Source organism: Undibacterium sp., assembly GCF_030683615.1.
Taxonomy (GTDB): Bacteria; Pseudomonadota; Gammaproteobacteria; order Burkholderiales; family Burkholderiaceae_D; genus Undibacterium; species Undibacterium umbellatum.
This window is the reverse complement of the sequence record NZ_JAUXQE010000045.1, coordinates 40,409-65,904: the sequence shown is the minus strand read 5'-3', so window position 1 is coordinate 65,904 and position 25,496 is coordinate 40,409. Positions and strand designations below refer to the sequence as shown.

Here is a 25,496-nt window from a genome sequence, read left to right as displayed (position 1 = left end):
CAATTGAAAAGCAAATTTGGAAATATATTTACCATTTCCAAAACTTGAAATTGTCAAATAATTAATTAATTCGCAACTAAACCTGGCTTATGGTTACACAATGGCGGTAAATCCAAAAAAAGCACATATGTGCAAAAAAGGCGAACCATGGTTCGCCTTTTTGTGCAGGTAAACTCAATTACTTGCTACTCAATTCCACCTTGATCAAATTATCATCAGGTTTGCGATCCACATACTTGATATCTGGATCGATGCCTGCTTTGGCGGGCATGCCTTTGACGATGAGTTTGAATTCCATTTCTTTCTGGTGGATGAACTGGCGCTGACGCAGCAAGGGTTTGCCGTCTTTGTCGTCTATGCCTATGTCCATCCAGTCTTTCAGAGGGACTTCTTTTTCTACACCCAATTCATCGGCCTTGAGTTTATTGCTGGTGACTTTGAGCGTCACTTCGTGCTGACCATCAGACAAGGCTGTAGCCGTTGCTGAAATGGCGCGATTTTCATACAGGGTGATGGAGTCAAACAGATCATCAATCACATATTGCTGCTCAGTCGGCGTGACTTCACGCAAGGCCTTGGTCAGGGCAGTGCTGCTAGGATAAGGTGCGCCCTTGTTGGCATGGCGTGCGATGACTTGGCGCAAGGCCTGATTGACTTTGTCTTCGCCGATCTGGTCTTGCAGCAAGTACATGGCCAGGCTGCCTTTGGCATAGTGGATATAGTCTTGATTTTCATTTTGTGCCAGCGGCAGTTCTTTTTTCCTTTCCTGACTGCGGCCCTGTAAATAGCGATCCAACTCAAACTGCAAGAAGCGGCGCATGGTTGCATCACCATAGGTATGCTTCATGACCATCAGGGCAGAATACTGTGCCAAGGTTTCCACCAGCACTGTGCCGCCTTTGCTATTGCCCGAGATGACTTGATGTGCCCACCATTGATGGGCGACTTCATGTGCTGTTACATAGAATGGATAATCAATTTCCTTGGGATTGTTATCATCGACACGGGCAATGAAGCCTATGCTTTCTGAGAAAGGTATGGTGTTGGGGAAAGCCTGCGCAAATCTGGCATACCGTGGAAATTCAATGATACGGACCAGTTTGTGCTGATACGGACCAAAGTTCTTGGTGTAATAATCCAGTGATTTTTGCACGCCTTTCACCATACGGTCTACATTGTATTCATGTCCTCTGTGATAATTGATTTCTATGGGAGTGTTTTGCCATTTCGCCTGTTTGACTTCATAACGTCCTGACAGGAAGGCATAAAAATTCAAGATGGCTTGCTCTGGCACGTAGTGATAATAGTTGCGCCCTTGTTCTTGCCATTGACGCTTTAAAGTGCCAGGTGCAACTGCCATTTGATCTGCAGAGGTTGACACTACCGCATCAAAACTGATCCAGTCGGCATCATTGGCGATATAATTGTTTTCCAATGCCTTGGGATCATCCCTTTCAGCCATTCTCTCCTTTTCAGGCAAGCCATGCTCGCGTCTGGTTTTATCTTCTCTGAGTTCCAGAGCTGGCTGATAGCCTATATGTGGCATCAACATGCTATTGAAGAAGCTGCCATTGTAGTAAAGAGGGCTACCCTGGCTCATACCCAGGAAGTTTTTGGGCGCGATTTTAAGTTCAAAATTGAAATTCAATTTCTCACCTGCCGCTAAAGGTTCTTTAAGTTTGTAGCTATGAAACCCCAGCTTGCTATCGGCTATATTTCTTTCATTCGGTAAATCCCATTCCATCTTGATGATGTCTACATCGTCTTTTTGCGTGATAAAAATTTCTTGTATAGCGTGGTTGCTGCGATTGACGAGTTGGTAGCTACCTTTGATATGGCTGCTACGGGTTTCCGGGAAAATGTCTACATTCAGCTTGACATCGCTAATGCGTGGCTGTGCCTGGTTGGCATACTGTTTATAACGTTTTTCATATTGGGCATTATCAGTTTGCTGGGCAAACTGGTTTTGATAAGGATTGAGGATATTCGTAAAGTAAAAAATCGCAGCACCAGTCAACAAAAAGACACTGGTGCCAGCCAACATCAAAATCGAATTGCCGCCTGAGAAAGCCTGTTTTGCCAGGCGTAAACGCAGGCGGAAATCGGTGGTAGTGCCACGTACCCACATCATCAAAGACAGGCTGACCAGGATCAAGGCTGCACCGGTCCAGTAAGTCAGATACCAGCGTGAGATCGCCAGCATGTGGCCATAACCATTCATGTCAGAATAAGTAACAGATGGTGTCACTGCATAGTTGAACATGGGATGCTCCACACCCAGTGCAGGCAAGGCTATCGTGGCAGCGTAATACAGTATGATCAAAAAATAAGCCAGATACTTGTGATTGACGATAACTTGCAAGGAAATCGCTAGTACAGCTAACAAGGCATATTCCGGCCATTGCATCAGAAACAGCTGCTGCACATACTGGGCTAACTCATAATTGTTATAGCCTTTGATGGTCTGTAGCAGGATGCCGCACAACATCAATACGAAGAGCATGATGCCTTGCAAGGCGATCAGTGCGATCAGCTTTGCAGCGAATGGCAAATAGCTTGGAATGGGTAGTGCGTCGAGAAGTTGCGCAATGCGCGCATCCCGTTCACGCCATACCAGTTCTCCGGCATAAAAAGTAGTGATGGCAAGCATGAAGATACCAAAGCTGCCACCCAAAATCTCCAGTACCGCATAGGTCACAGGATAAGTGGGCGTACCAAACATTTTAGTGATGGAACTGGAAATCGCAAACATGAACAAAACGCCAGCCAATAGTATGACGATGAAATAAACATTTTTTACTGACTCCCGCAAATTCAGCATGCTCTCGGCATACAGTAACTTCAAGATTCTGTTACCTGAGAAAATGGGTGTAACTTTTTGCAGTAGCATCGTGGCGGGTAACGTTGTAGCAGCCTCTTTCTTTTGCTTGCCTGTCGTGTTGATCGTTGCGAATTTAAAGCGCCAGTAGCACAGCGCCAGACTGGCAAGGCCAAGACCCAGCCATATCAGACGGTTGATGAGAAAAACGCCATCCAGAGCGATTTGGCGGGCATTCTTGTCGGCTATGCTCCAGTATTCAGTCATCATGCTGACGGCAGAAGAACCAAAGGGATCAAGCAGTGCAGCCATGGTCTTGTTGTCGAGATCAGCCCGCAACGAACGGGCGACCAGATAGCCGATAATCAACAGCACGCTGGACACATACACCGGCATCATGCGACGTGTAAGTGCGCCAAGGGTAAAGAAAATACCACCAAAAATTATAAAATTCGGCAATATCGCATACAGATAGGGCATGACATATGACAAAGGCTGTACTGCACCCAGCCTGACAGCTTCTATGCCCGGCAAATAACAACCCAGCCATGCACCCAGACCGAGCCCAGAAAAAATGATGATGCTGGTCAGCAGGGCAGCCAAAAAGCGACCTGCGAGATATTGGAATTTGCTGATGGGGGCGCTGTAGAAAAAATGCCAGGTGTGGTGTTCTATATCCTGGTGCGTCGCTTGTCCCATCAATGCCGCAACCGTGCTGATGCCCAGATAGCCAAGGAAGGTGATGCTTTGAAAAACGGCTACTGGGGCATTGATATAAACCTTGCCGCCAAAACCGATGGACGCGCCGGCAAATAAGCCACCTGCTGCTGCCATCCATAGCAGGGCCAGGCAAAAGAAAACCAGAAAATAGACATAAGTGGACAGGCTGTGGGATTTCTGGCGCAGCTCAAACATGAGTATCGCTAACATGACGACTCCTCAGGCTGCGCGTTGAACTGGCAATGCAGCAGGGCTGGGCAGCAAACCAGCCATCGCAGCGAAATACACATCTTCCAGATTGCCTTGGGTCGCGTCAAAGCCATGATCTGGCTGTTCGTCCGCATAGACGTGGATGAGCGTACGGCCCGAAGTCAGGCGACTGGAGATGACTTGATACTTTTGCTGGCAGGCTGCGAGTTCAGTCTTCTCAACAAAGCGTTTCCAGATTTTGCCCTGGATCTGTGCGATCAAAGAAAGCGGCTGTCCGGTTAGTATTACCTGGCCTTTGTTGATGACAGCCATGTTGTTGCACAGGTCAGCCACATCTTCAACGATATGGGTGGAAAGGATGACGATTTTTTCTGTACCTATGTCAGACAGCAAATTATGAAAGCGTACCCGTTCTTCCGGGTCTAGGCCAGCCGTAGGTTCATCAACGATGATCAGTTTTGGGTCGCCGAGCAAGGCCTGCGCAATGCCAAAACGCTGACGCATGCCACCAGAGAAGCCACCCAGGTGCTTGTTTTTGACATTGTAGAGATTGGTTTGATGGAGTAAAGCCTCAACCACCTCTTTACGTTGTTTGCGATTATCCAGCCCCTTCAGGACCGCAAAGTGATCCAGCAAGTCATAGGCGCTGACCTTGGGGTAAAGGCCAAAGTCTTGCGGTAGATAGCCAAGCAAACGGCGTATCTGATCCTTTTGTTCATGGATATTGATATTGTCCAGCAGCGCAGTGCCTGAATCGGCATCCTGTAAAGTCGCCAGCGTGCGCATCAGGGTTGATTTGCCCGCACCATTTGGTCCCAGCAAGCCAAACATCCCTGCAGGTATGGTCAGGTTGATATCATTGAGTGCCTGTACACCGTTACTGTATAGTTTTGAGAGATGTTGTATGCGAAGTTCCATGCTTTTTCCTTGTTGTAATTGAATCATTCCTTGCGCGGTTGGCGCCGGTAGATATATCTTATGCAAATGGAATGTGCAAATGGAAAGATGCGATGAAACAGGTATGAGCAGGGACGGAAGCGAGAAATTGGGGATTGAATTAGTCACCCTGGAACGAGATTGGCATCTTGTCAGGCTTATTAGGTCAAAGTGCTGCAAGTTTGTGTTTGATGCGATATAATGGAGCTTGGCGGGCCCCTGCGCATTGCGGCATGGCCAATCTGGTCAGGTCGGGAACGAAGCAGCCACAGTCATTTCCCGTAAGTGCCGCAGATCAGGCTCGCCAACTTCTCCTTTCAAATTCCCCAGCTTAAATTCTCGTAACATGGGTTGCCATGTGGTCTAGTTTTGCTCAATGCTATGCGGCAAACTTGTCAGTTTGATTGACAGGAGCGATGAGGGGTAATAGCAGGCTGATGGTGGTTCCTTCGCCTGGTTCACTTTCCAGATCGATTTTGCCCCCAAGGACATCCGTTACCAGATTGTAGACGATATGCATTCCCAGGCCAGAACCTCCTTTGCCAAGTTTCGTTGTAAAGAAGGGGTCAAAGACACGGGCGAGGTGTTCAGGTGAAATGCCTGTACCATCATCACTGAAGATAATTTCAACCTGATGCTGACCAAACAGCCTGGTTTTCAGGTACATATTTCCGTGCTCGAGATTTTCAAATGCGTGGGTCAGGCAGTTATTGACAGAATTTGTAATAATTTGCGCCAGAGCACCCGGATAACTTTCCATCATGATATCAGGTGTAAAGTCTATATGCAGGTGATGAGTACTCCTGCTATACATAGGTTCCAAAGTGACCAGAATTTCATTAAGTGTCGTGCTAAGGTCAAAATTGCGCCGGTGATTGCTGGACTGGTCCACGGCCACTTGTTTGAAACTGAGAATTAACTGTGCTGCCCTGTCCAGGCTACGTACTAGGATATTCGCGCCCTTGCTGGTTTCACGAGTTAGCTGTGCCAGGACAGAGCGACGTGGCTGCGTAGTGGATAATTCATTTTCCATGGTGACTGCATGGTCTTGCAAAGTTGAGGCTACCGTGACGCTGTTTCCTATGGGTGTATTCAACTCATGCGCAATACCGGCGACTAAAGAACCTAGTGCGGCCATTTTTTCTGAACGTATCAATTCACCTTGCATGGCGGTCAAACTGTCTAGTGCATTTGCCAGTTCATTATTGGTTTCTTCCAGGCTTAGTGTGCGTTGCACTACCCGTTTTTCCAGATCTGCGTTCAATTGACGGATTTCATTTTCTATAGCGCGTATCTGGCTTATATCGATGGGTGTAAAGATAACCATCTTGTTGCCACCAGATTCAAATAACCTTGAAGACAGTAAACAGGTGGCGATTTTGCCATTTTTATAGCGAAATCGCATTTCAAACTGGTCGACAAAACCCTGCTCTTTGAGTAATTTTAGATAGTTTTCCCGTAAAGAGACGTCTTCCCAAAGCTGTAGTTCTTGCGGGGTTTTTCCCATCATTTCATGGACTTGAAAACCGGTTTGCCTCAGCAGGCTGTCATTCACTTCAACCAGTTTGTCATCTGCCAAACTGATCAACGCCAGGGGAACAGGCGAAAATTTAAATAGATTGACGAATTTGCTTTCACTAACGCGTAGTGACATTTCGGATTTTCTTAAGGAGTCTTCCGAGAGATGCAGGCGATGTATATGTACCCATAAAGAAAACGTCAATATGCACAAAAGCAGTATCGTAATCCCTGAAAATACCAGACGGTCACGCGTGCGTTCGCGCCACGGCATCAGGATGGAATCGCTGTCGCGGGCAAAAACTGACACGATAGGGAAGCTGGCAATTTTCCGGTAAGTATAAAGTCGCTCTATTTGATTTTTTTCATCAAGAAACTGTGCGTCTCTGAAATTGCCTTCGACGGGTTTACTGGCCAGCTCACGAATGACTGGCGAATTTCTAATCTCTTTACCTATATATTCCTTGTCAAAAGGAAAACGCACGATCACGGTGCCATTTTCGGTAAACAGGGATACTATCGCCTTGCTATCTTTAGCGATGCGGGCATACACCGCACTAAAGTAAGAAACGCTAATGTCGGTACTTATAATTCCTAAATGACTACCATTGTCCGCATATAAGTTGCGAGCAAGTGGGACGACCAGCTCCGTATCATAAAAGCGCTGAAAGGGCTGACCAATCACGGCATGTTTGATTTCGGGATGCTTGAGCAAATAGGGGATGTATGTTCTTTCGTCCGCATCAACCTGATATGCAGGGTAATCGATAGTACTGACGAAGGCTTTTCCAGCAACATTGACATACTGCAGTGCTTTTAATATTTTGTTAAAAGGCTGTGCTTTGGTGATGAGTTCACGGATGATGTCGTCATTTAGCTCTCGCTCCCTGCTGATGGATTGTATGGCGTTGATGACTGTGCTCAAGTTGCCATCGGCCTCGCTCAGAGTTTGGGTAGCATGTTCTTCCAGCAGGCGAACAGCGACCAATCCATTTTCATGCTCGGATCTGAAAGTAATGTTGCGGTCTTGCGAAATGGCCCACCATGTTTGCAAAATAATGGCTGCAATGGCCACACCTGCAAGTAACAGGAAAATCACACCAGCAATTTTGGGCCGTTCAGCCGGTACCGCCATGCAAATTCCTTCCTGTAAATTCTTTCAGATTCCCGATGATTGAGACAGCTTGCGAGTTGGCGAAATTATTAATTGAATATGGGTAAGCTCAAACCTGGACAAAGAGGAAGTTTTTGGACATCCCCTTTTTAAAGATGTACCAAGCTTTATCTTAATAGTATATTCCTGTTCCCAGGCAGAAATCTTGTCCAGGAACTCTCTCTACATATCCTTTTTTCTTTTCCAAATCCTTGGTAACAGGATTGGGCCAGCGATAGGCAACCCATGCTTTGCCGTTGGCGAAACATTTTTCTGCCATCTCCTTGATCAGGTAAACACCATCCTGATCACGCATGTCCAGCATGGTCTTACCCACAATCTTTGGATTTTTACCGTGGACAGCCTGGTAACCTTTTTGATCAAGTGTATATAAATACAAGTCGCCTTTTTTATTGATATCGCTGGCAGTATTGAAGGGGCTGTCCAGTTTGTTAAATTCAGCAATGGACTTTTCAACACCATTCTTTTTGATGTATTCCTGCGCTTTTTGAATCAAAGCGACGGCTTCTGCTTCCGTACTTCTTTCTGCAGCGCTTGCGAAGTTAGGTGATGTACCGACAATTAATCCCAAAGCAAATACGAGGCTTGTCTTTTTCATGGGTGTCTCCCTGATTTGAAGCTGGTTAAAGAACTATGAAACCGGGTTTTTCAAGTGCTGAACAGGAAATGCTTATAATGGGTTGAAGTACCTTGCTTATACAGGGTACTACTGCATGCAATCACAATGATACAAATTAATTGCCCAGTGTTTATATGATAGAGCCAAACTTTGAAAAGTTAAGTAAAATGGAAATAAATTGCTATTCAAATTCACCCGATTTAACATTGAATTTGTTGTTTTTTTTGCGAAACTGAATGCCGGGGCAGGCAATGAATCTGGGGCAATCGATACTTGACTTGAATTTTTCAAGTCGTCATGAAAACAATGCAGGTGCCGCCGTACCGGATTTTTAGATTTTTGTGCAAGCATATGAGGAAATGAGCAAGGTTGCCAGAAATACGCTGACATGCATACCTGGTGCCGCTTATGGTTCCGGGATTGCAGAAAAGCTGGATATCGATATCTTCCTGGCACTTCATACCGAGTCAGGTAATCCGGTAATGTTTTATATCCATGCAATGAATGGGTGCAATTGATACCAGAGAGGGCGACCAGGCTCAGCCCTATGCTGTTGGCTCACGCAGGCCACGCTCCCGACATTCTGGCGATTGGCGTTTGGAAGGTGGCGGGCTTTCGTTTGCAGAAGTGACTCAGGCCCTGGTGCTGCATATGCTTTCAGCCTGAGCCAGTTTAGTTGGCGTTTATGCAGCGGCGCGTTTGTCCGTCACTCTGGCGATAGGGCTGATTTGCGTTGCCATGATGACGATCAGGATCAACAAGCTGCCACTGCCCATGAATAATTGCGGAATAGTGATACCGCGCAGTAGCCAGCCCGTGAATGCCGCCGAGACTGGCCCTATGCCCATGAAGATAAACATGAACATACTCATGGCACGGCCTATCATATTCGGTGGCACCTGTTTTTGTACCCAGGTAAATACTGCCACATGTAAAAAACCACCCAGTATGCCTACGCTTAATAGTATGACTGCACCTTGCCAACTGGCGCTGATCAGGCCCATGGGGATAAACAGAATGCCCACAATTAAATCGACCAGCAAGATAGTGCGCCCCAGGTTGCCAAAACGCAGATTCGGTTTCATGCCTGCCAGAGCCATACCCAATAACGTACCAGCTCCGTGCGAACCTGCCAGCAAACCAAGTGCACTGGCGCTGTTGCTGAGTTGATTCGCCATCACAGGCAAGGCGATCTGTATCGGCCCCATGATGAAAAAGGCGATCGCCGACCAATAGATAAAGCAGCTGCGCAACTGTTTCTCATTCCAGCAATAACGCAAGCCTTCTGTCAGTGATTGCAGCAGAGCTGGTTTATGTCCGGCAGGGCCAGGGGGCATAGTCATGTTGTTCATCCCGACCTTGCTCAGTGTCCAGGCAGAAAAAGCATATGTGAAGCAATCAAAGAAGAAAGCCGCTGCCAACCCTTGCGCATCGTTGATCATCCCTTGCTCATGCGTGCCAAACAGAGCAATCAGCAAGCCTGCCAGTACAGGGCCTATGAACATGGTCAACTGGCGCACACTCAACATGATGCCATTTGCAGATTGCAATTGCGCTGGTGCGACTACCCGTGGCAACATGGAAGTACCTGAAGGGATGCTGAAGGCTGTCGAGATTCCCAGGCCCAGGGCCAGGGCATACACCATCCATAATTCCAGCTTTCCGTAAAAAATCAGGGCGCTCAATATACCCAGCAGAAGGGTATTAATGTACTTGGTTTGCATCATCACTATCTTGGGGGAGTAGCGGTCCACCACTGCACCACCCAGCAATATCAACAATGCACGTGGCACGCTGATCAGGGCCAGCACGATACCCAATATCAAGGTGTCACCAGTCATCTTCAATACCAGCCAGGGCAGGGCAATCAAAGTGAACTGATCACCCAGCATGGAGATGGCACCGCCGCCTATCATCCACAGGAAATTACTGTCCTTGAATATGCCTTTGGGCGTGTTGTCGGTTTTGTGTGTATTTACATCGTTCATTTTGTTTTCCTTATGGCTTCAGAGGATGGCTTTTTTCCAGAAAGGCCAGTCCCTGGCGGGCATAGACAATTAATGCCGGCGTCAGTCCGCCACCTATACTTAGTTCTGGTTCTTTTTCGTGGATGCTTCTGACTTTGAGCATGGTAGGCAAATGATTGCCCCATGCATCCATGAATAAACTGCGCCACTTGATTAACGAGGCTTGTACATCGGGATGTTCAGGTGGTAAGCCCAGTGCCATTTTTTGTCTTACTTCTGCAAAAACATGTGTCCAGGTTTCATTATTTTTAAAGAAGGATTTGCGAAAGTACTGCAGTTCTTCTTCATTCAGATATTTGCAATAAATGTCATACCTGACCTCGATGGACGCCTTGGTAATAAAGTCCATCATTTCATCATCCACACCACTTAAGGACTGCAAAGATGGTTCTTTTCTATGCATCTGGGTAAATTTGCTGAGCAATGCGGGGTCAGGCATCAGCGCACTCATGACGCGCACCCACTCCCTGGCCAATTGCTTGGCTCTCGGATCACTTGGGGGTACTTTCTGGTCCAGTAAAACTCGCCCTGCCACGACAAAAGGCGGCATATGCGTGTCCACTTTGCTTTGTGCTTGTAACTCCAGTTCACGCAAGCGCAAAATTTCATCGCGGCTGAAATATTTGCCAATCAGGCTCATCATTTCCAGCGTAGACAACCAGTATTCAAGATTGGGTTCGTTATTGGTTTTCAGTAAGCCTGACAGTTCTTGTAATCTGTCGCGCAATTCCATGCTTTGGGCAATCTGCTGGTCCAGGCCGGTAATTTGTTCGTCGATGACGCTGTGCAAGTCGTCACCTGCTCCGTTGATGACATCGCCAACTTCTGCCAGCGACAAGTCCAGGCGGCGCAGGGCTTGGATATGGTGCAAGCGCTTGATATCCGATCTGTCGTAGAGGCGATAACCTGCCTCTGAGCGCGCAGATGGCTTGAGCAAGCCGATTTTGTCGTAATGATGCAGTGTGCGTATGGTCAGGCCAGTGCGGCTGGCCAGTTCGCCGATTTTCAATAACATACCTGATCTCCTTCAGTCAGGCAGACTATAAAGCCTCACCTAATGTCAGGGTCAAAGGTTTTCTGAATATATTTTTGCCAATCGGTGTATTTGCCTTTTTTATCTTTTCTTTGGCCAATATGCCCACATTACTCCAAACAGACTGCTCAGTAGGATAAAGCCCCATTCCATGCCACCTTGACCAGGGCCAACGACATACCAGCCATATTGGGCGTGGACATGAATTAATCCAAAGCAAATCACGACGATATGACCTAGGCATGCAGGCACGACCAGGCGATTGGCCAGCAACGCGAGGCTGCAGGCAGTTTGTAGCAGCAAGACCAGCCATGCCAGGGAAGTGCCAAAGGGATAGCCCAGGGAAGTCAGGAAATCGCCAAATCGCGGAATGTTTTCTATATGGGTGTAACCATGCAGGGGATGCATCAAAATAATGAGGGCGACACCTATGCGTACCATATCCATGCCGCGATTGAGGTTGGCTGGATTTGTTTTATACCATTGCTGAATCATGGAAAGTCTCCTGAAAAATGGGCTCTCAACAATGGCAGAGAATAAAACTTGGCAATGACTTGTGTGATCGATTCGTCTTGCAGAGTGATGAATTCAAGACAGACCTTGGCTGAAGAGGGCTGGTGAGGCTGGATCACCAGGCCAGTAGAAATTAATGCTTGATTTCAGGGGCAGGTAATGTGCCTTCTGTCAGTGTGCTGGCAACGAACAATTGCGCGCAATCCACCTTGTCGAAACCATAGTGCTTGCCACAGAAATCACAATTGATATCCAGCGTACCAAGGTCAGCGATGGCAGATTGTATTTCGTCTTCGCCCAGCATTCTCAACATGTCGCCGACTTTTTCACGTGTGCAATTGCACTGGAATTGCGGATGCAAAGGGTCGAATACACGTATGGTTTCTTCCCAGAACAGGCGGTGCATGAGTATGTCTATCCCAGTGCTCAGCAGTTCCGGCCGCTTCAGGGTATCGCCCAGCATGACGGCATGGTTCCAGGCTTCGGTTTCATCCTCCACCTGAGCTTCCGCACCGCCGGTTTTAGGTAGTTTTTGTAATAACATGCCGCGCGCGACCTTATCATCAGCAGCCAGCCACAGCTTGGTGTCGAGTTGCTCAGAGCGCTGCATATAGTTTTCTATGACAGTTGCGATGCTGTCGCCATCCAGTGGTACGATGCCCTGGTAAGCCTGTTGACCCGGCAATTTATTATTCGGGTCCAGCGTGATCACAAATCGTCCTTTGCCATGGGAATGGATTAAGGCTGTCAGGCTGGCATCATCTGCAATGTCGGCATGCTCGCTGAGTTTGGCAGTGGCGCGCATTTTCAATTCAGCATCGCATTCAACCACCAGCAATTTGACAGGGCCATCTCCATGAATTTGCATGATCATGGTGCCATCAAACTTCAGGTTGGCTGACAGCAGCGCAGATGCGGCCATCAACTCGCCCAATATGGTTTGTACAGCTGCAGGATAAGTCTTGCGTGCCAGGGTTTGTTGCCAGGTGTGAGTCAGTTCGACCATTTCGCCACGTACACCGGCATGTTCGAACATGAATTTTTGTAAGGTATCAGTCATTATTATCGCTAAATCAGTCTATGCGTTTGAGTTGAGTTTTAAAGGCTTGCCCGCGCTTGACATAGTTATTGGCATTGCGCTGCAGGCCAGCAATATCTGCTTCGCTGAGTGTCCTGACTACTTTGGCGGGTGAGCCTATGATGAGGGAGTTATCAGGAAATTCCTTGCCTTCTGTGACAAGCGCGCCAGCGCCAACCAGGCAGTTCTTGCCGATCTTTGCGCCATTCAGTACTACAGCCTGTATGCCTATCAATGATCCATCACCAACGGTACAGCCATGCAGCATGGCCTGGTGGCCAACAGTGACATTTTTGCCTATCACCATCGGGTAACCAGGATCAGTGTGTAAAATACTGCCTTCCTGGACATTGCTGTTTTCACTGATGGTAATCAATTCATTGTCGCCGCGTATGGTGACATCAAACCAGATGCTGGCATTGGCTTCTATCCTGACTTTGCCTATGATGTTGGCACTGTCTGCGATATAGGCGGACGCATCTATTTCTGGAGCTAGGTCACCAAATTGGTAAATAGGCATGATTATTCCGTAAAATGGCGCATTATTTATAACGCATTATTGGGTAGAGCCCGTATTGTAAACCCCAGCGGGTTTGCTTGCCCGACTTTGCCCATCTATGAAAGATAAAGTTATTAATGAGTTAAGAGCATGCGCATTGGCTGCAGTGCTGGAACCAGATCCTCAACGCAAATGTGAGGCTATCCATGCAATTTCCAAGGAGTCCTTACTGGATGTCGCTGCCGAATTTACAGAGCCTGAAGGAATCCCCGGGCGTTTGAGCAAGCCTGAGTTAGTGCCGCCAGGTAAGGTAGGCCGTCGCGCCATGAATACGGTTGAAGGCAGAGCAGTGCTCATTCATGCACTGGCACATATAGAACTGAATGCAGTCAATCTGGCGGCAGACATCATCTGGCGCTTTGCCGGCATGCCCGCACAGTTTTATCTCGATTGGTTGCAAGTAGTTAAAGAGGAGGCCTATCACTTCCAATTGCTGGTTGGACATTTGCGTAGCCAGGGCTTTGCTTATGGAGATTTCCCGGCGCACAACAGCATGTGGGAGATGGCGGAGAAAACCAAGGGCGATCTGTTAGCCCGCCTTGCTTTAGTGCCGCGCACACTGGAAGCGCGTGGCCTGGATGCCACGCCATCTGTCATGGCCAAGTTGACGCAAGCTGGTGACCAGGCTGCTGCCGATATCCTCGCCATTATCCTGCACGACGAAATTGGCCATGTCGCCATCGGCAATTTTTGGTATAAGAAGCTGTGCGCAGAACAGGGTCTGGATATTATTTCGACGTATGCCGAGATGACCCGTAAATACAAGGCCCCGCCAGTGCGGGGGCCTTTTAACCTGGAAGGCAGACGGGCAGCAGGTTTCGATGAGGATGAGCTGCGAGCCTTGCAGGCCGCTGCAAACGCCTAGTTTGGTAGGGAGCTGTGTTTAATCTCCGGCACGTACCGAACCTATGCCTTCCACAGATTTGCTGACATTGCGTGGGTGGCCGTAGTAGGTGAGGCTGCCTATGCCTTGTACAGTTGCATTCAGGCTGTCGCGTGCATTGACGGAGACAGAGCCGACACCTTCGATGCGGGCATCTACCTGCTCGGCGACCAAGTCCTTGGTTTCTACCAGACCGACACCTTCGGCACGCAAGGTGAATGTCTTCACCTTGCCGTTTGCCACCAACAATCCGGCACCTTCATAAGACAAGGCAAAGTGCGTGCCAGAAAGATTGTTCAGTACGGTTTTGCCAGCACCCTCCATCTTGAACTTGCTTAATTCCGGAATGCTGATAGTGACTTGAGAATTGTCGCTGATTTTGACTGAGTTTTTTTCTTTATATGAAATCACCAGTTCATCGCCGATCACTTCGGTAGTGACATTATTGATAAACCTCTCACTGCCTTTGATTTGTACTGACTGAGCTTTACCGACTTCAACCACCAGACTGAAGGCACTACGGGTCTTGATGGATTTGAATGTGGGCAAGTTGCGGGTTTGCTCATCAGCGAAAGCAGTAGAACTGAGCAGCAGGGCAGGTATCAACAATAAACGGCGCATGAATGTCTCCAAAGGTAAGTGTGCTGCACTCCCTCAGGGCAAAAAGCGTGTGCAGATGATTTAGTATTACCAATTTTATCTGCACCTGCGCTCGCTTTGCGATGAACTGCAAAATTCTGGGGCTGAGCCGTCATTCAGACAGGCCGCACTGTATTCAGCTTTTCATAGTGCAGCATGTCCATCCAGATGCCATTTCTGAGCACGGAGGCATGGGAATGACCAAATTCATCAAAGCCACATTTACGCATGATGGCCTGAGATGGCAGATTGTCGATAATCACTACCGCTTCTATCCGGTTGAGCTTGAATTCGTTAAATGCCTGTTCCACTACCGCATTGACTGCAGCAGTAGCATAACCATGGCCACCGTGGCGCTGGCTGAAGCGGTAGCCCAGGAACGCCTTGTGGTATTGGTCTTGCTCGACGCCGCGCAGGGTAATGCGACCTACTACTTCGTTTCCCACCCAGGCAAGGTAGTGATATTCGCGCTTGGCACTGGCCAGGTATTGCGCCTGCTCCAGGCTGGAACGTACTTCTTGCAAGGAATAGAAATCATCGCCACGGCTTGCTATCCATTCTTCAAAGTGATTACGATTTTCCTGCTCAAAGGCTAAGACGGCGCTTGCATCATCAGCTTTGACCAGCGCAATAGTCAGGGTGGAATTCATTATTCTGTTTCATCAAGTCAGGTTGGGAATCTGCTGATTGTAATGGATGCTTAAAGTTGTTGCTAATGCTGTCGTAATCAAAGCTAATCATTCCTGAAAAGAACAAAATGACAGGCTTTAGCTCAATGGTAAACCGGATCGCGTTAATTTTACTCGGCGCATGCTTTTCTGCGCACTCCACTGCACAAATGACTGATCCCGGTTTGCCGCCCAATAAGGCATTGGTATTGACAGGCTTTGCTGTCAACAAACCTGTGCAAGTACTTGATATTGATGATGCGGCCCAGGGTTTTCCCAAGGCTATTGCCCGCAGGTTGATTCGGGAGCGGCAAGTGCAGGTTCGCACCTCCCCTGATCTATTGTCGTTTGACTGGCAGCAGGATGCCCCGCCAGCGAAGCTCTTGCAGCAACTTGGGCAAACGTTTGGCAGTCGCTATATTGTCTCCGGCGAGATCCGCAATGCAGGTATTAAAACAGATAGCAATCTGTTCGGTCTGACGCAAAAAAGAACACGTGCCATAGAACTGGATGTGCGTATCTATGACGCACGCTCTGGTCAACTGCTGGTCCAGCAAGAATTTTCCACGACGGTTTCTGGCAACGTGAGCGTAGGGCGCGAACATGTTTTTGATGGTGCAGCTTTTAACAGCACGCTTTACGGCAAGACCATTAGCGATATGCTTGACCAGGTTGCCAGCCTGGTCAGTGCGACGGTGTTGGTGCAACATTGACACTGTCTGAATTATTGCGTTGTGCGTTCTTGTTCTCGCAGTCTTAATATGCGGCGTTGTACTTTTCCGGTGGTGGTCATGGGTAGGGCATCAATGAACTCTATCTCTTTGGGATATTCATACGGCGCCAGTTTTCCACGCACATGGTTCTGCAATTCCTTGATCAGGGCATCATCACCCTGATAGCCCGGGCTCAGTACCACATATGCCTTGACAAGGTTGCCGCGCTCTTTGTCAGGTTTGGGCACTACAGCTACGTTTGCTACAGCCGCATGCTTGACCAGGCAATTTTCAATTTCTGAAGGGCCTATGCGATAACCTGCGGCCTTGAACATATCGTCTGCTCGGCCCTGATACCAAAGATAGCCATCATCATCGCGAGTGGCCAGATCACCAGTTCTGCACCAGTCGCCTGTGAATTTATTGCGAGTGGCTTCGTCGTTTTTCCAGTAACCCAGAAAGAACACGGGATCTAGGTGACCATAGGCATCATAACGACTCATGGCAACTTCGCCAATTTCGCCATTTTCTACCTCATTACCATCATCATCGATGATAGCAACTTTGTGCCCTGGATACGGTCTCCCCATGCTGCCAGGTTTGGCTGGCCACAGTTGGTGGCTGTTGCCGACGATGTAGTTCATTTCAGTCTGGCCAAACATCTCATTTGGAATGATGTGCAGTGCTTGTTCGCACCAGTTGAAGACTGCATCACCAACGGCTTCGCCCGCAGTCATGATCGCGCGCAGTGAAAGCTTGTATTTTTCCCTCGGTTGCGCTTCCGCCTTCATCATCATTTTCAAGGCAGTTGGGAAAAGGAAGGTATTGGTGATCTTGTATTTTTCCAGCAGATAGTAGGCAGTGTCCGCAGAGAAGCGCCCTTGGTAGCCGACGATGGGCTTACCAAAATACAGGGTAGGCAATAGGGCATCCATCAAGCCGCCGGTCCAGGCCCAATCCGCTGGCGACCAAAATACATCTTCGTCTTGCGGGAACCAGTTTTGCGAAGCCACAAAGCCTGTCAGGTTACCGATAATTGCTGAGTGTGGTATCAGCGCACCTTTGGGTGCACCGGTAGTGCCGCTGGTGTATATCAGGATGGCCGGATCACTGGAGCGGGTATCGGCAATGTGGGAAGTGACAGGCATGTTGGGTACATGTGTTTCCCAGTCTATGCAGGGCGGCATGTCGTTGTTGGCAGTGCAATCCAGACTAATGACAGTTTTCAGGTCGGGACAGCGGTCGCGAATTTCTTCAAATGCCTTTATTCCACTGTCGTCCAGGATGATGGCGATGGACTGACTATGTTGCAGCCTATATTCGAGTGCATCAGGCCCGAACAAAAAAGACAAGGGCATGACGATGGCGCCAATTTGTAGGCAAGCCATGATGGCGATTGCCGTTTCTGGTCTTTGTGGCAAGATGCAAGCTACTACGTCACCACGTTGTATGCCTTCCTGCAAGAATAGATTGGCGAGCTGATTGGCTTGTTCATGCAACTGCTGATAAGTCAGGCGGCGGCTGTTACCTTCGCTGTCTTCATACAGTATGGCCGCCTTCTTTGCATGTTTGTGATTTGCCGCCCAGCGGTGACAGCAAGCTTCTGCGATATTGAAATTGCTGGGCACATCCCATCTGAATTCATGGTAAAGCTGCTCATAATGATCAACTTGATCAGTTCGGTCAGCTTTTGTATCGTTTTTAGTCTTGTCTTTGAGTTTGTTCAACTGCTTCATCCTGTCTCCGTTATAATAATCGAACGGTCGTGCTATTGTGTTGTTGTATTGCTAGGCCGCATTACTCTCATGCTACTTGATAATCCGCTGTACAGGCTGGCGTTTGCCTGTATTTACAGATGAAAAATATTAAATTTTTATGAATTCTCTATTCAAGCCTTCACGCACATCCTTTCTTGATATCCGTGGACTGCAATACCATGTCCGCAGTTGGGGGCGGGAAGATGCACCCAAGATCATCATGCTGCATGGCTGGATGGACGTGTCCGCTTCTTTTCAGTTTGTCGTTGATTGTCTGAAACAAGATTGGCAAGTGCTCGCGCCTGACTGGCGCGGCTTTGGATTGACAGAGTCACCCAAGGTAGATACTTACTGGTTCCCGGATTATCTGGGTGACCTCGATGCATTGCTAAGGCATATATCGCCGAATGAATCCGTGAACCTGCTTGGCCACAGCATGGGCGCGAACGTTGCTGGTCTGTATGCAGGCGTGCGCCCTGAGCGTGTGCGCAAGTTTATTAATCTGGAAGGCTTTGGCATGCCAGTCACCCATCCCAAGCAGGCGCCAGGGCGCTACAGGAAATGGCTGGATGAGCTGGAAAGTCAGGCCAGCTTGCGCACTTACGCCTCGCAGACAGAAGTAGCCGCCCGTTTGCAAAAAACCAATCCACGCTTGTCGGATGAAAGAGCAGCATTTCTTTCTGCTCATTGGGCTAGGGAAACCAGCCCCGGTTGCTGGGAGATTTTGGGTGATCCGGCTCACAAGCAAACTAGTCCGCTGCTGTACAGAGTGGAAGAGGTCATGGCCTGTTGGCAAAAAATCACTGCGCCAGTGTTGTGGATGGAGGCAGATGACACCAATGTCTGGCACTGGATGGGGCCAAAAGAAGAGGCGCGTGTGGAAATAGACAGGCGGCTCGCGTACATTCCGCAATTGAAAAAGGAAATGATCATGGATGCCGGGCATATGCTACATCATGATCAGCCTGAGAAATTGGCCGAGTTGATTGAGACTTTCTTGCTCAAGGAGTGATTCAGCTAGTCTTGCTGCCCCTGTGCCAAAATGAAAAAGCAAGTTCTGGGTTAAACTCCCAGAACTCGCTTTTATTTTATATTCATATCCCGGCACTATGAGCACGACACCTAAACCACCCCAATACGGTTTTACTACCACTATCCTGCATAGCGACAGACAAAAAGACATAGAGCATGGCTCTATCCATAAGCCTATCCATACATCGGTCATGTATGGATATCGTGACGCACGTGATCTGGCTGCCGTGTTCCAGAATAAACAATCTGGCTACCGCTATGGTCGCCAGGGCAATCCCACCGTGTCGGCGTTGGAAGAGAAAATCAGCAAGATGGAAGGTGGACTGGGCACGATTGCCTTCGCAACCGGCATGGCTGCCATCGGCGCAGTGTTCCAGGCATTATTGCGTCAGGGCGATCATGTGGTGTCATCGTCATTCTTGTTTGGCAATACCAACAGTCTGTGGCAAACCGTTGCTGGGCAGGGTGTCAATGTGTCCCTGGTAGATGCTACTGATGTTGCCCATGTTGCTGCTGCACTGACGCCAGCGACCCGCATGGTATTTGTAGAGACCATCGCCAACCCACGTACACAAATCGCTGATTTGAAAAAAATAGGTGAGCTATGCCGTGAAAAAGGCATCCTGTTTGTGGTTGATAACACCATGACTTCGCCTTATCTGTTTCAGCCCAAAGCTGTGTATGCAGGCTTGGTTGTCAATTCCCTCACTAAATCCATCGCAGGACATGGCAATGTACTGGGTGGTGCCTTGACGGATACTGGTTTGTTTGACTGGAGCGTGTTTCCAAATATTGCAGCCAATTTCCGCAAACAGCCTTCACACATGCAAGGCTTGGCACAAATCAGGGCAAAAGCCTTGCGCGATTTCGGCGCTTCCATTTCACCAGAGGCAGCGCATCAGGTCGCGGTAGGGGCAGAAACGATAGCACTGCGTCAGGAAAGGGAATGCACGAATGCAATGGCGCTGGCAAAAATGCTCGCTGCCGATCCGCGCGTGGCAGCGGTGCATTACCCCGGCTTGCCAGATCATCCGCAGCATGACCTGGCGACGGATTTGTTTGCGGCATATGGGGCTCTGTTCAGCTTTGAGCTAAAGCCAGAGATTGATTGTTTCGATTACCTGAACCGCTTGAAGCTCGCAATCAATGCAACGCATCTTGGTGACACCCGTACCCTTGTGATTCCGGTTGCGCACACCATTTTCTTTGAGATGGGGGCAGAACGCCGGGCCGAGATGGGGATAGCGGATTCCCTGATACGCGTTTCGGTCGGCATAGAAGATACCCAGGATTTGCTGGATGATTTTGCGAATGCGCTGGCATCTGAGTAAAAAACCACGGCAATCTTTGAACTAAAAACTGTTTTGCAGCACTACTGTACGTTGGCGCCAAGGGGCGCTGTGGTTTGCATGTGTTTCGATTATTTTATTTCTGTATTGACAAGGTAACTATGTTTAAACTCTCTCTCAGTATGACGATGCGTGACTGGCGTGCTGGTGAGCTGCGCTTTTTACTGATTGCCTTGATGATTGCCGTGGCCTCACTGGCCTCGGTAGGTTTTTTTACGGACAGGATGCGCAGCGGCCTCAACCGTGATGCGCATCAATTGCTGGGTGCTGACTTGCTGGTCGCTGCTGACCAGCCTATCAAGCCAGAATGGCGACAAGAAGCAGAAAAGCGCGGCTTAAAGACAGCGGAAACTGTAGTTTTTCCCTCCATGGCATTGGCAGGTGAGGGTGATGAAGCTGTATCCCGCCTGGTATCTTTAAAAGCAGTGAGTGCAGATTACCCCTTGCGTGGCAAGTTGAAGTTGAACAAGGGTGAAGCAGAAGTTGCTACCGATGTTGTCCCGCAGCCTGGCACAGTGTGGGTAGATCCTGCCTTGCTGTCGGCCTTGAATTTGAATGTTGGCCAAAAAATCAAACTGGGCGAACTGCAATTGACAGTAACCCAGACCATAGGCACGGAGCCAGACCGTGGTGCCGGTTTCATGAATTTTGCGCCGCGTGCCATGATATCGCTGACGGATATACCCGCCAGCAAGCTGATACAAAATGGTTCACGCGTAACTTACCGCTTACTCATGGCTGGTGATGCCAAGCTTATCGCTACCTATCAAAAAGAGTTGCAGGGAAAAATAGAGGACGAGAAGTTGAAAGGCGTACGCCTCGAATCGTTGGCTGCAGGGCGGCCAGAAATGCGTGCCACGCTGGACAGGGCTGATCAGTTTCTGTCGCTGGTGAGCCTGTTGTCAGCCATGCTGGCTGCAGTTGCGATTGCCATGGCGGCACGGCGTTTCATGTTGCGCCATCTGGATGCCTGCGCCATGTTGCGTTGCCTCGGGCTGACGCAAAACCAGGTCATGTCTATGTATCTCATTGAATTCCTGATACTGGGGTTGCTGGGTAGTATCGCTGGTGTGCTGCTGGGTTATGCAGGCCATTATGTTTTGCTGGAATGGTTGGGCAAGCTGGTCGCTAAGGACTTGCCTGACGCGAATTTCTTGCCTGCTTTGCAGGGCATCGCCACCGGCTTGTTGTTACTGGTTGGATTTGCCTTGCCACCTATTTTGCAATTGCGTAATGTGCCGCATAACCGCGTCATACGACGTGAGCAAGAAGCACCCAAGGCAATGACGCTGGTAACTTATGCCTGCGGTCTTGGGATGTTCGTGGCTTTGTTGCTTTGGCAAACGGCTGATATCAAGTTGGGCTTGATGACTGCGGCTGGCTTTCTGGCTGGCTTGCTGGTATTCGCGTTGGTTGCATGGCTGGGTATGTTTGCACTCAAACGCATGCGTACATTATTTGCACATTCTGCCTGGCGTTTTGCCATTACTGCCTTGCAAAGGCGACCTGGCGCGACTGTGATACAAGTCGTCTCACTGGCACTGGGCTTAATGGCCTTATTGTTATTGACTGTGGTACGCGGCGACCTGATCACGGCGTGGAAAAAAGCGACGCCAGCAGATGCCCCGAATCAGTTTGTCATTAATATACAGCCAGATCAAAAAGAAAATATTACTAAACAGTTGGATGCATTTGGCAAGCCCCAGATTTATCCAATGATACGTGGGCGCTTGATTGCATTGAATGACAAGCAGATCACTGGCGACACCTATATAGAAGACCAGGCCAAGCGCATGGTAGACAGGGAATTCAATTTGTCGACCATGGCCGATATGCCTGCACTGAACAAGATCACTGCGGGTCGTTGGTATGACGATGGCAAGGCAACAGAAGCCGAGGCTTCAGTGGAGGAGGGGATAGCAAAGACCCTGAAATTAAAGCTGGGCGACAAGATAACTTTCGATATCGCCGGGCAGCAAGTGACTGCTACCATCAGCAGTCTGCGCAAGCTGGACTGGGGTTCCATGCGGGTGAATTTCTTTGTCATTATCAATCCCAAGGCGATGGTGGATATGCCGCAGACCTGGATTACGGCTTTCCGTTTACCTGAAAAAGACAAAACTTTCGTCAATCACCTGATGCGTGACTTCCCTAATCTGACGGTGGTAGATGTTGGAGCCATGATTAAGCAAATGCAGGACGTGCTGGATCAGGTGATTACGGCAGTAGAATTCTTGTTCATGTTCACGCTTGCTTCGGGCGTGCTGGTGCTGTATGCAGCGCTGGCGGGTTCGCAAGACGTGCGCATGCGTGAAGCTGCACTCTTGCGCGCCCTCGGGGCAACCCGCAAGCAATTATCACAGGCGCAGTGGATAGAGTTTTTGCTAATAGGCGGCTTGTCTGGCGTATTGGCGGCATCAGGTGCGTCTGCCATCGGCTGGGCATTGGCACGTTTCAGTTTCAATTTTGATTGGACTTTCTCGCCACTGGTCTGGCTGGCAGGCTTGATTGTCGGTGCAACTTGCGCCGTGATAGGTGGCTGGCTGGGCTTGCGCAATGTGTTGAACCAACCACCTTTGCAAAGCCTGCGAGAGACTTGATAGCAGGGCGGCAACTGAATTAACTTAAAAGGATTTATTTTGCAAAAACAAGACATCAAACTCTATGTAGATTCACAATTCACCAGCCCCTATGCGATGTCTGTTTTCGTCACGCTGCAGGAGAAAGGTCTTGACTTTGATTTGCTGACGGTAGATCTGGAAGCAAATGCCCAGCATGCACATGATTATGCCGCTACGTCCCTGACACAGCGCGTGCCTACACTGGTGCACAATGGTTTTGCTTTGTCCGAATCATCGGCGATTACCGAGTATCTGGACGAAGTATTTCCTCAGCAAGCAGTTTATCCCAAGGAAATTCACGCACGTGCCAGGGCACGGCAAGTGCAAGCCTGGATACGCAGCGCCCTGATGCCGATACGGGTAGAGCGCAATACCCAGGTCATTTTCTATGACAAGAAGCTGGAACCCTTGTCTGACGCGGCTAAGGCAGCAGCAGGGCAATTGTTTCTGGTCGGTGAGTCACTGGTGCCAGATGATGCTGAAAATCTCTTTGGTGACTGGTCTGTCGCCGATCTCGATCTTGCCCTGATGATTAATCGCCTGGCACTGCATGGTGACCATGTGCCTGAAAAATTATCCCGATTCGCGGCACAACAATGGCAAAGACCTGCAGTGCAATTGTGGGTGAATCAGGCAAGGCCGGCACTCTGAGTGGTTTTAAGAGTGGTTTTAAATAAGTGATGACATGAATACTGAAGTTGAAAATAATGAAGAAGCCCAGGTCAATTTGTATGAATTGCTGGGTGGTGCAGACAAACTGCGTGAGATGGTTGATCGTTTTTATGACTTGATGGAGCTGGAGCTAGAATTTGCTGGCATACGCGCATTGCATCCCACTCCCATGGATGGGTCACGCGACAAGCTGTACTGGTTCTTGTCAGGCTGGATGGGTGGCCCTGATCTGTATATCGAACAGTTTGGTCACCCGCGCCTGCGTGCTCGTCATCTGCCATATGCCATTTCCAGCAGCGAACGCGATCAATGGCTGCGCTGCATGGCCTGGGCCATGCAGGATATCGGTGTCAGCGAAGATTTGCAGCAGCATTTGATGCAATCGTTTTATCAGACGGCTGACTGGATGCGTAACCGTCCTGGTTAAGTTCGCAAATTGAATTCTGTTTTTCACCTGAATATTTTCTATGAGCATGTTTGAGGTACTAATACTTTTGCTGGCTGCGCTGGCCGTGGTCTTGAATATTTTTCTTTTGCTGCGTAAGTCTGATACCCAGGATGCAGGTGGCATAGCCGCCATACAGGAACAACTGCACCAGACCCAACAACAATCACTGCAGTCGCAAATGACGCAAGAGCGCAGTGAACGCGCACTGAGAGAGCAGGTGCAATTGACAGCCCAGACTGGCCGTCAGGAACTGGCTGGCAGCTTTGGGCAGTTACAGCAAAACCTGGCAGCCCAGTTGACCAGCGTGGCGACCCTGCAAAACAACCAGATCGATGCTTTTTCCCAGCAATTGGTGAAGCTCAATGAAACCAATGCCCAGCAACTGGAACAGTTCAGGCAAGCTTTCATCCTGCAAGGCCAGGTTGCCCGTGACGAGCAAGGCCAAAGCCTGAAGCGCTTTGGTGACAGCCTGAATCAAACGCTGCTTGCGCTGACAGAATCAAATGCCCAGCGCATGAATGAAATACGCGCAACGCTGGAACAAAAAATACAGCAATTGCAGGCAGACAATGCAGGCAAGCTCGAAGAAATGCGCAAGACCGTCGATGAAAAGCTGCATGCCACGCTGGAACAGCGTCTGGGCGAATCATTCAAGCTGGTTTCTGACCGTCTCGAAAAAGTACATCAGGGTCTGGGTGAGATGCAGCAGCTTGCGATAGGTGTAGGGGATCTCAAGCGGGTACTGACGAATGTGAAAACCCGTGGCACCTGGGGTGAGGTGCAACTGGAAATGGTGCTGGAGCAAATGCTGACGCCAGACCAATATGCCAAGAATGTAGAAACCGTACCAGGCTCAGGTGAAAGGGTGGAGTTCGCCATCAAGCTACCTGGCAAGGAAGAAAACAGGGCCCCAGTATGGATGCCCATCGATGCTAAATTTCCCAAAGAACAGTATGAGCGCCTGATCGATGCTGCCGAACGTGCAGATGCAGAAGGGGTGGCGCAGGCAGGCAAAGAACTGGAGAGAGCGATACGTCTCGAAGCCAAAACCATTTCCGAAAAATACCTGTCGCCCCCGCTGACCACTGATTTTGCCATCCTGTTCTTGCCGACTGAAGGCCTGTACGCAGAAGTCATGCGCAGGCCAGGCCTGGCTGATGAATTGCAGCGCACTTGCCGCGTCTCCATCTCTGGCCCTTCGACTTTGTCAGCATTGCTGAATAGTCTACAAATGGGTTTTCGCAGCCTGGTGCTGGAGCAGCGCTCATCCGAAGTCTGGCAGGTGCTGGGCGCAGTCAAGACAGAGTTTGGCAAATTTGCAGATGTGCTGACTGCGACCAAAGTCGCACTGGAAAAGGCAGCGAAAAATATCGATCAGGCTGAGGTCAGGACGAGGCAGATGACCAGAAAATTGAAGAGTGTAGAAGCACTGCCGGCAGACACAGCGCAAAACTTGCTGGGAACCGGCAGTGATGCAATTGATGCAGACACAGAATAACGTAAATCAAA

22 protein-coding genes and 1 other RNA gene are annotated in these 25,496 nt (G+C 49.1%); 11 read left to right on the top strand and 12 right to left on the bottom strand.

The genetic code is table 11. The features are described 5' to 3' along the window. Nucleotides 1-178: 178 nt before the first annotated feature. Together Q8K39_RS24835 and Q8K39_RS24830 are read right to left on the bottom strand one after the other, a co-directional pair. Nucleotides 179-3,748: a M1 family aminopeptidase gene (locus tag Q8K39_RS24835; RefSeq protein ID WP_305263813.1), complete on the bottom strand. Its 3,570-nt coding sequence runs from the start codon at nucleotides 3,746-3,748 to the stop codon at nucleotides 179-181. Nucleotides 3,749-3,757: 9 nt separating this feature from the next. Continuing rightward, nucleotides 3,758-4,666: an ABC transporter ATP-binding protein gene (locus tag Q8K39_RS24830; RefSeq protein WP_305263811.1), complete on the bottom strand. Its 909-nt coding sequence runs from the start codon at nucleotides 4,664-4,666 to the stop codon at nucleotides 3,758-3,760. 228 nt (nucleotides 4,667-4,894) lie between these two features. On the opposite strand from Q8K39_RS24830, the gene ffs reads away from it, so the two are divergent. Further along, an RNA gene (gene ffs / locus Q8K39_RS24825) (signal recognition particle sRNA small type) lies at nucleotides 4,895-4,993 on the top strand. Between the two features lie 70 nt (nucleotides 4,994-5,063). On the opposite strand, the gene Q8K39_RS24820 is transcribed toward ffs, so the two are convergent. Further along, nucleotides 5,064-7,337, bottom strand: a complete 2,274-nt coding sequence (locus tag Q8K39_RS24820; RefSeq protein WP_305263809.1) for an ATP-binding protein — start codon at nucleotides 7,335-7,337, stop codon at nucleotides 5,064-5,066. Nucleotides 7,338-7,488: 151 nt separating this feature from the next. Beyond that, nucleotides 7,489-7,974 (bottom strand): cache domain-containing protein, encoded by a 486-nt coding sequence (locus Q8K39_RS24815; RefSeq protein ID WP_186951659.1) that lies wholly within the window; start codon nucleotides 7,972-7,974, stop codon nucleotides 7,489-7,491. A gap of 380 nt (nucleotides 7,975-8,354) precedes the next feature. Here Q8K39_RS24815 and Q8K39_RS24810 point away from each other — a divergent pair, with 380 nt between their 5' ends. Both Q8K39_RS24810 and Q8K39_RS24805 read left to right on the top strand, forming a co-directional pair. Then, entirely contained in the window at nucleotides 8,355-8,513 is a 159-nt protein-coding gene (locus Q8K39_RS24810) for a hypothetical protein (protein ID WP_305263807.1), read from the top strand. Beyond that, nucleotides 8,500-8,661 (top strand): hypothetical protein, encoded by a 162-nt coding sequence (locus tag Q8K39_RS24805; protein WP_305263805.1) that lies wholly within the window; start codon nucleotides 8,500-8,502, stop codon nucleotides 8,659-8,661. Before Q8K39_RS24810 ends, Q8K39_RS24805 begins: the two co-directional genes overlap by 14 nt. 17 nt (nucleotides 8,662-8,678) lie before the next feature. Here the strand turns inward: Q8K39_RS24805 and Q8K39_RS24800 are convergent, their stop codons facing one another. The 5 genes from Q8K39_RS24800 to Q8K39_RS24780 all read right to left on the bottom strand — a co-directional run bounded on the left by Q8K39_RS24800 (nucleotide 8,679) and on the right by Q8K39_RS24780 (nucleotide 13,166). After that, complete coding sequence (locus tag Q8K39_RS24800) at nucleotides 8,679-9,983, bottom strand: MFS transporter (protein ID WP_305263803.1); 1,305 nt, start codon at nucleotides 9,981-9,983, stop codon at nucleotides 8,679-8,681. Between the two features lie 10 nt (nucleotides 9,984-9,993). Beyond that, complete coding sequence (locus Q8K39_RS24795) at nucleotides 9,994-11,037, bottom strand: MerR family transcriptional regulator (RefSeq protein WP_305263801.1); 1,044 nt, start codon at nucleotides 11,035-11,037, stop codon at nucleotides 9,994-9,996. A 99-nt stretch (nucleotides 11,038-11,136) separates the two neighbouring features. Beyond that, nucleotides 11,137-11,550, bottom strand: coding sequence for a DoxX family protein (locus tag Q8K39_RS24790; protein ID WP_305263799.1), 414 nt, complete (start codon nucleotides 11,548-11,550; stop codon nucleotides 11,137-11,139). A gap of 151 nt (nucleotides 11,551-11,701) precedes the next feature. Then, on the bottom strand, nucleotides 11,702-12,628 hold the full coding sequence (gene hslO, locus Q8K39_RS24785) for an Hsp33 family molecular chaperone HslO (protein WP_305263798.1): 927 nt from the start codon (nucleotides 12,626-12,628) through the stop codon (nucleotides 11,702-11,704). Between the two features lie 13 nt (nucleotides 12,629-12,641). Beyond that, nucleotides 12,642-13,166, bottom strand: coding sequence for a gamma carbonic anhydrase family protein (locus Q8K39_RS24780; protein ID WP_305263796.1), 525 nt, complete (start codon nucleotides 13,164-13,166; stop codon nucleotides 12,642-12,644). A gap of 97 nt (nucleotides 13,167-13,263) precedes the next feature. Between Q8K39_RS24780 and Q8K39_RS24775 the strand changes: the two genes are divergently transcribed. Next, entirely contained in the window at nucleotides 13,264-14,070 is an 807-nt protein-coding gene (locus tag Q8K39_RS24775) for a ferritin-like domain-containing protein (RefSeq protein ID WP_305263794.1), read from the top strand. 18 nt (nucleotides 14,071-14,088) lie between these two features. Here Q8K39_RS24775 and Q8K39_RS24770 read toward each other — a convergent pair whose 3' ends face one another. Both Q8K39_RS24770 and Q8K39_RS24765 read right to left on the bottom strand, forming a co-directional pair. Then, the gene (locus Q8K39_RS24770; protein ID WP_305263792.1) at nucleotides 14,089-14,709 is read right to left on the bottom strand and encodes a GIN domain-containing protein; all 621 of its coding nucleotides are present in this window, start codon (nucleotides 14,707-14,709) and stop codon (nucleotides 14,089-14,091) included. Between the two features lie 134 nt (nucleotides 14,710-14,843). Then, complete coding sequence (locus tag Q8K39_RS24765) at nucleotides 14,844-15,377, bottom strand: GNAT family N-acetyltransferase (protein ID WP_305263790.1); 534 nt, start codon at nucleotides 15,375-15,377, stop codon at nucleotides 14,844-14,846. A gap of 188 nt (nucleotides 15,378-15,565) precedes the next feature. On the opposite strand from Q8K39_RS24765, the gene Q8K39_RS24760 reads away from it, so the two are divergent. Continuing rightward, the gene (locus Q8K39_RS24760) at nucleotides 15,566-16,108 is read left to right on the top strand and encodes a flagella assembly protein FlgT middle domain-containing protein (protein WP_305263788.1); all 543 of its coding nucleotides are present in this window, start codon (nucleotides 15,566-15,568) and stop codon (nucleotides 16,106-16,108) included. 11 nt (nucleotides 16,109-16,119) lie between these two features. Here Q8K39_RS24760 and Q8K39_RS24755 read toward each other — a convergent pair whose 3' ends face one another. Beyond that, the gene (locus Q8K39_RS24755; RefSeq protein ID WP_305263786.1) at nucleotides 16,120-17,844 is read right to left on the bottom strand and encodes an acyl-CoA synthetase; all 1,725 of its coding nucleotides are present in this window, start codon (nucleotides 17,842-17,844) and stop codon (nucleotides 16,120-16,122) included. Between the two features lie 139 nt (nucleotides 17,845-17,983). Here Q8K39_RS24755 and Q8K39_RS24750 point away from each other — a divergent pair, with 139 nt between their 5' ends. From Q8K39_RS24750 to Q8K39_RS24725, 6 genes are all read left to right on the top strand, one after another. After that, nucleotides 17,984-18,877 (top strand): alpha/beta fold hydrolase, encoded by an 894-nt coding sequence (locus tag Q8K39_RS24750; RefSeq protein ID WP_305263784.1) that lies wholly within the window; start codon nucleotides 17,984-17,986, stop codon nucleotides 18,875-18,877. A 97-nt stretch (nucleotides 18,878-18,974) separates the two neighbouring features. Next, nucleotides 18,975-20,228, top strand: coding sequence for a cystathionine gamma-synthase family protein (locus tag Q8K39_RS24745; RefSeq protein WP_305263782.1), 1,254 nt, complete (start codon nucleotides 18,975-18,977; stop codon nucleotides 20,226-20,228). A gap of 119 nt (nucleotides 20,229-20,347) precedes the next feature. Continuing rightward, complete coding sequence (locus tag Q8K39_RS24740; protein ID WP_305263780.1) at nucleotides 20,348-22,846, top strand: ABC transporter permease; 2,499 nt, start codon at nucleotides 20,348-20,350, stop codon at nucleotides 22,844-22,846. Nucleotides 22,847-22,885: 39 nt separating this feature from the next. Further along, on the top strand, nucleotides 22,886-23,518 hold the full coding sequence (gene yfcF, locus Q8K39_RS24735; protein ID WP_305263779.1) for a glutathione transferase: 633 nt from the start codon (nucleotides 22,886-22,888) through the stop codon (nucleotides 23,516-23,518). Between the two features lie 34 nt (nucleotides 23,519-23,552). Next, nucleotides 23,553-23,966, top strand: a complete 414-nt coding sequence (locus tag Q8K39_RS24730) for a group II truncated hemoglobin (protein WP_305263777.1) — start codon at nucleotides 23,553-23,555, stop codon at nucleotides 23,964-23,966. A gap of 40 nt (nucleotides 23,967-24,006) precedes the next feature. Beyond that, nucleotides 24,007-25,485, top strand: coding sequence for a DNA recombination protein RmuC (locus Q8K39_RS24725; protein ID WP_305263775.1), 1,479 nt, complete (start codon nucleotides 24,007-24,009; stop codon nucleotides 25,483-25,485). Nucleotides 25,486-25,496 lie beyond the last annotated feature (11 nt).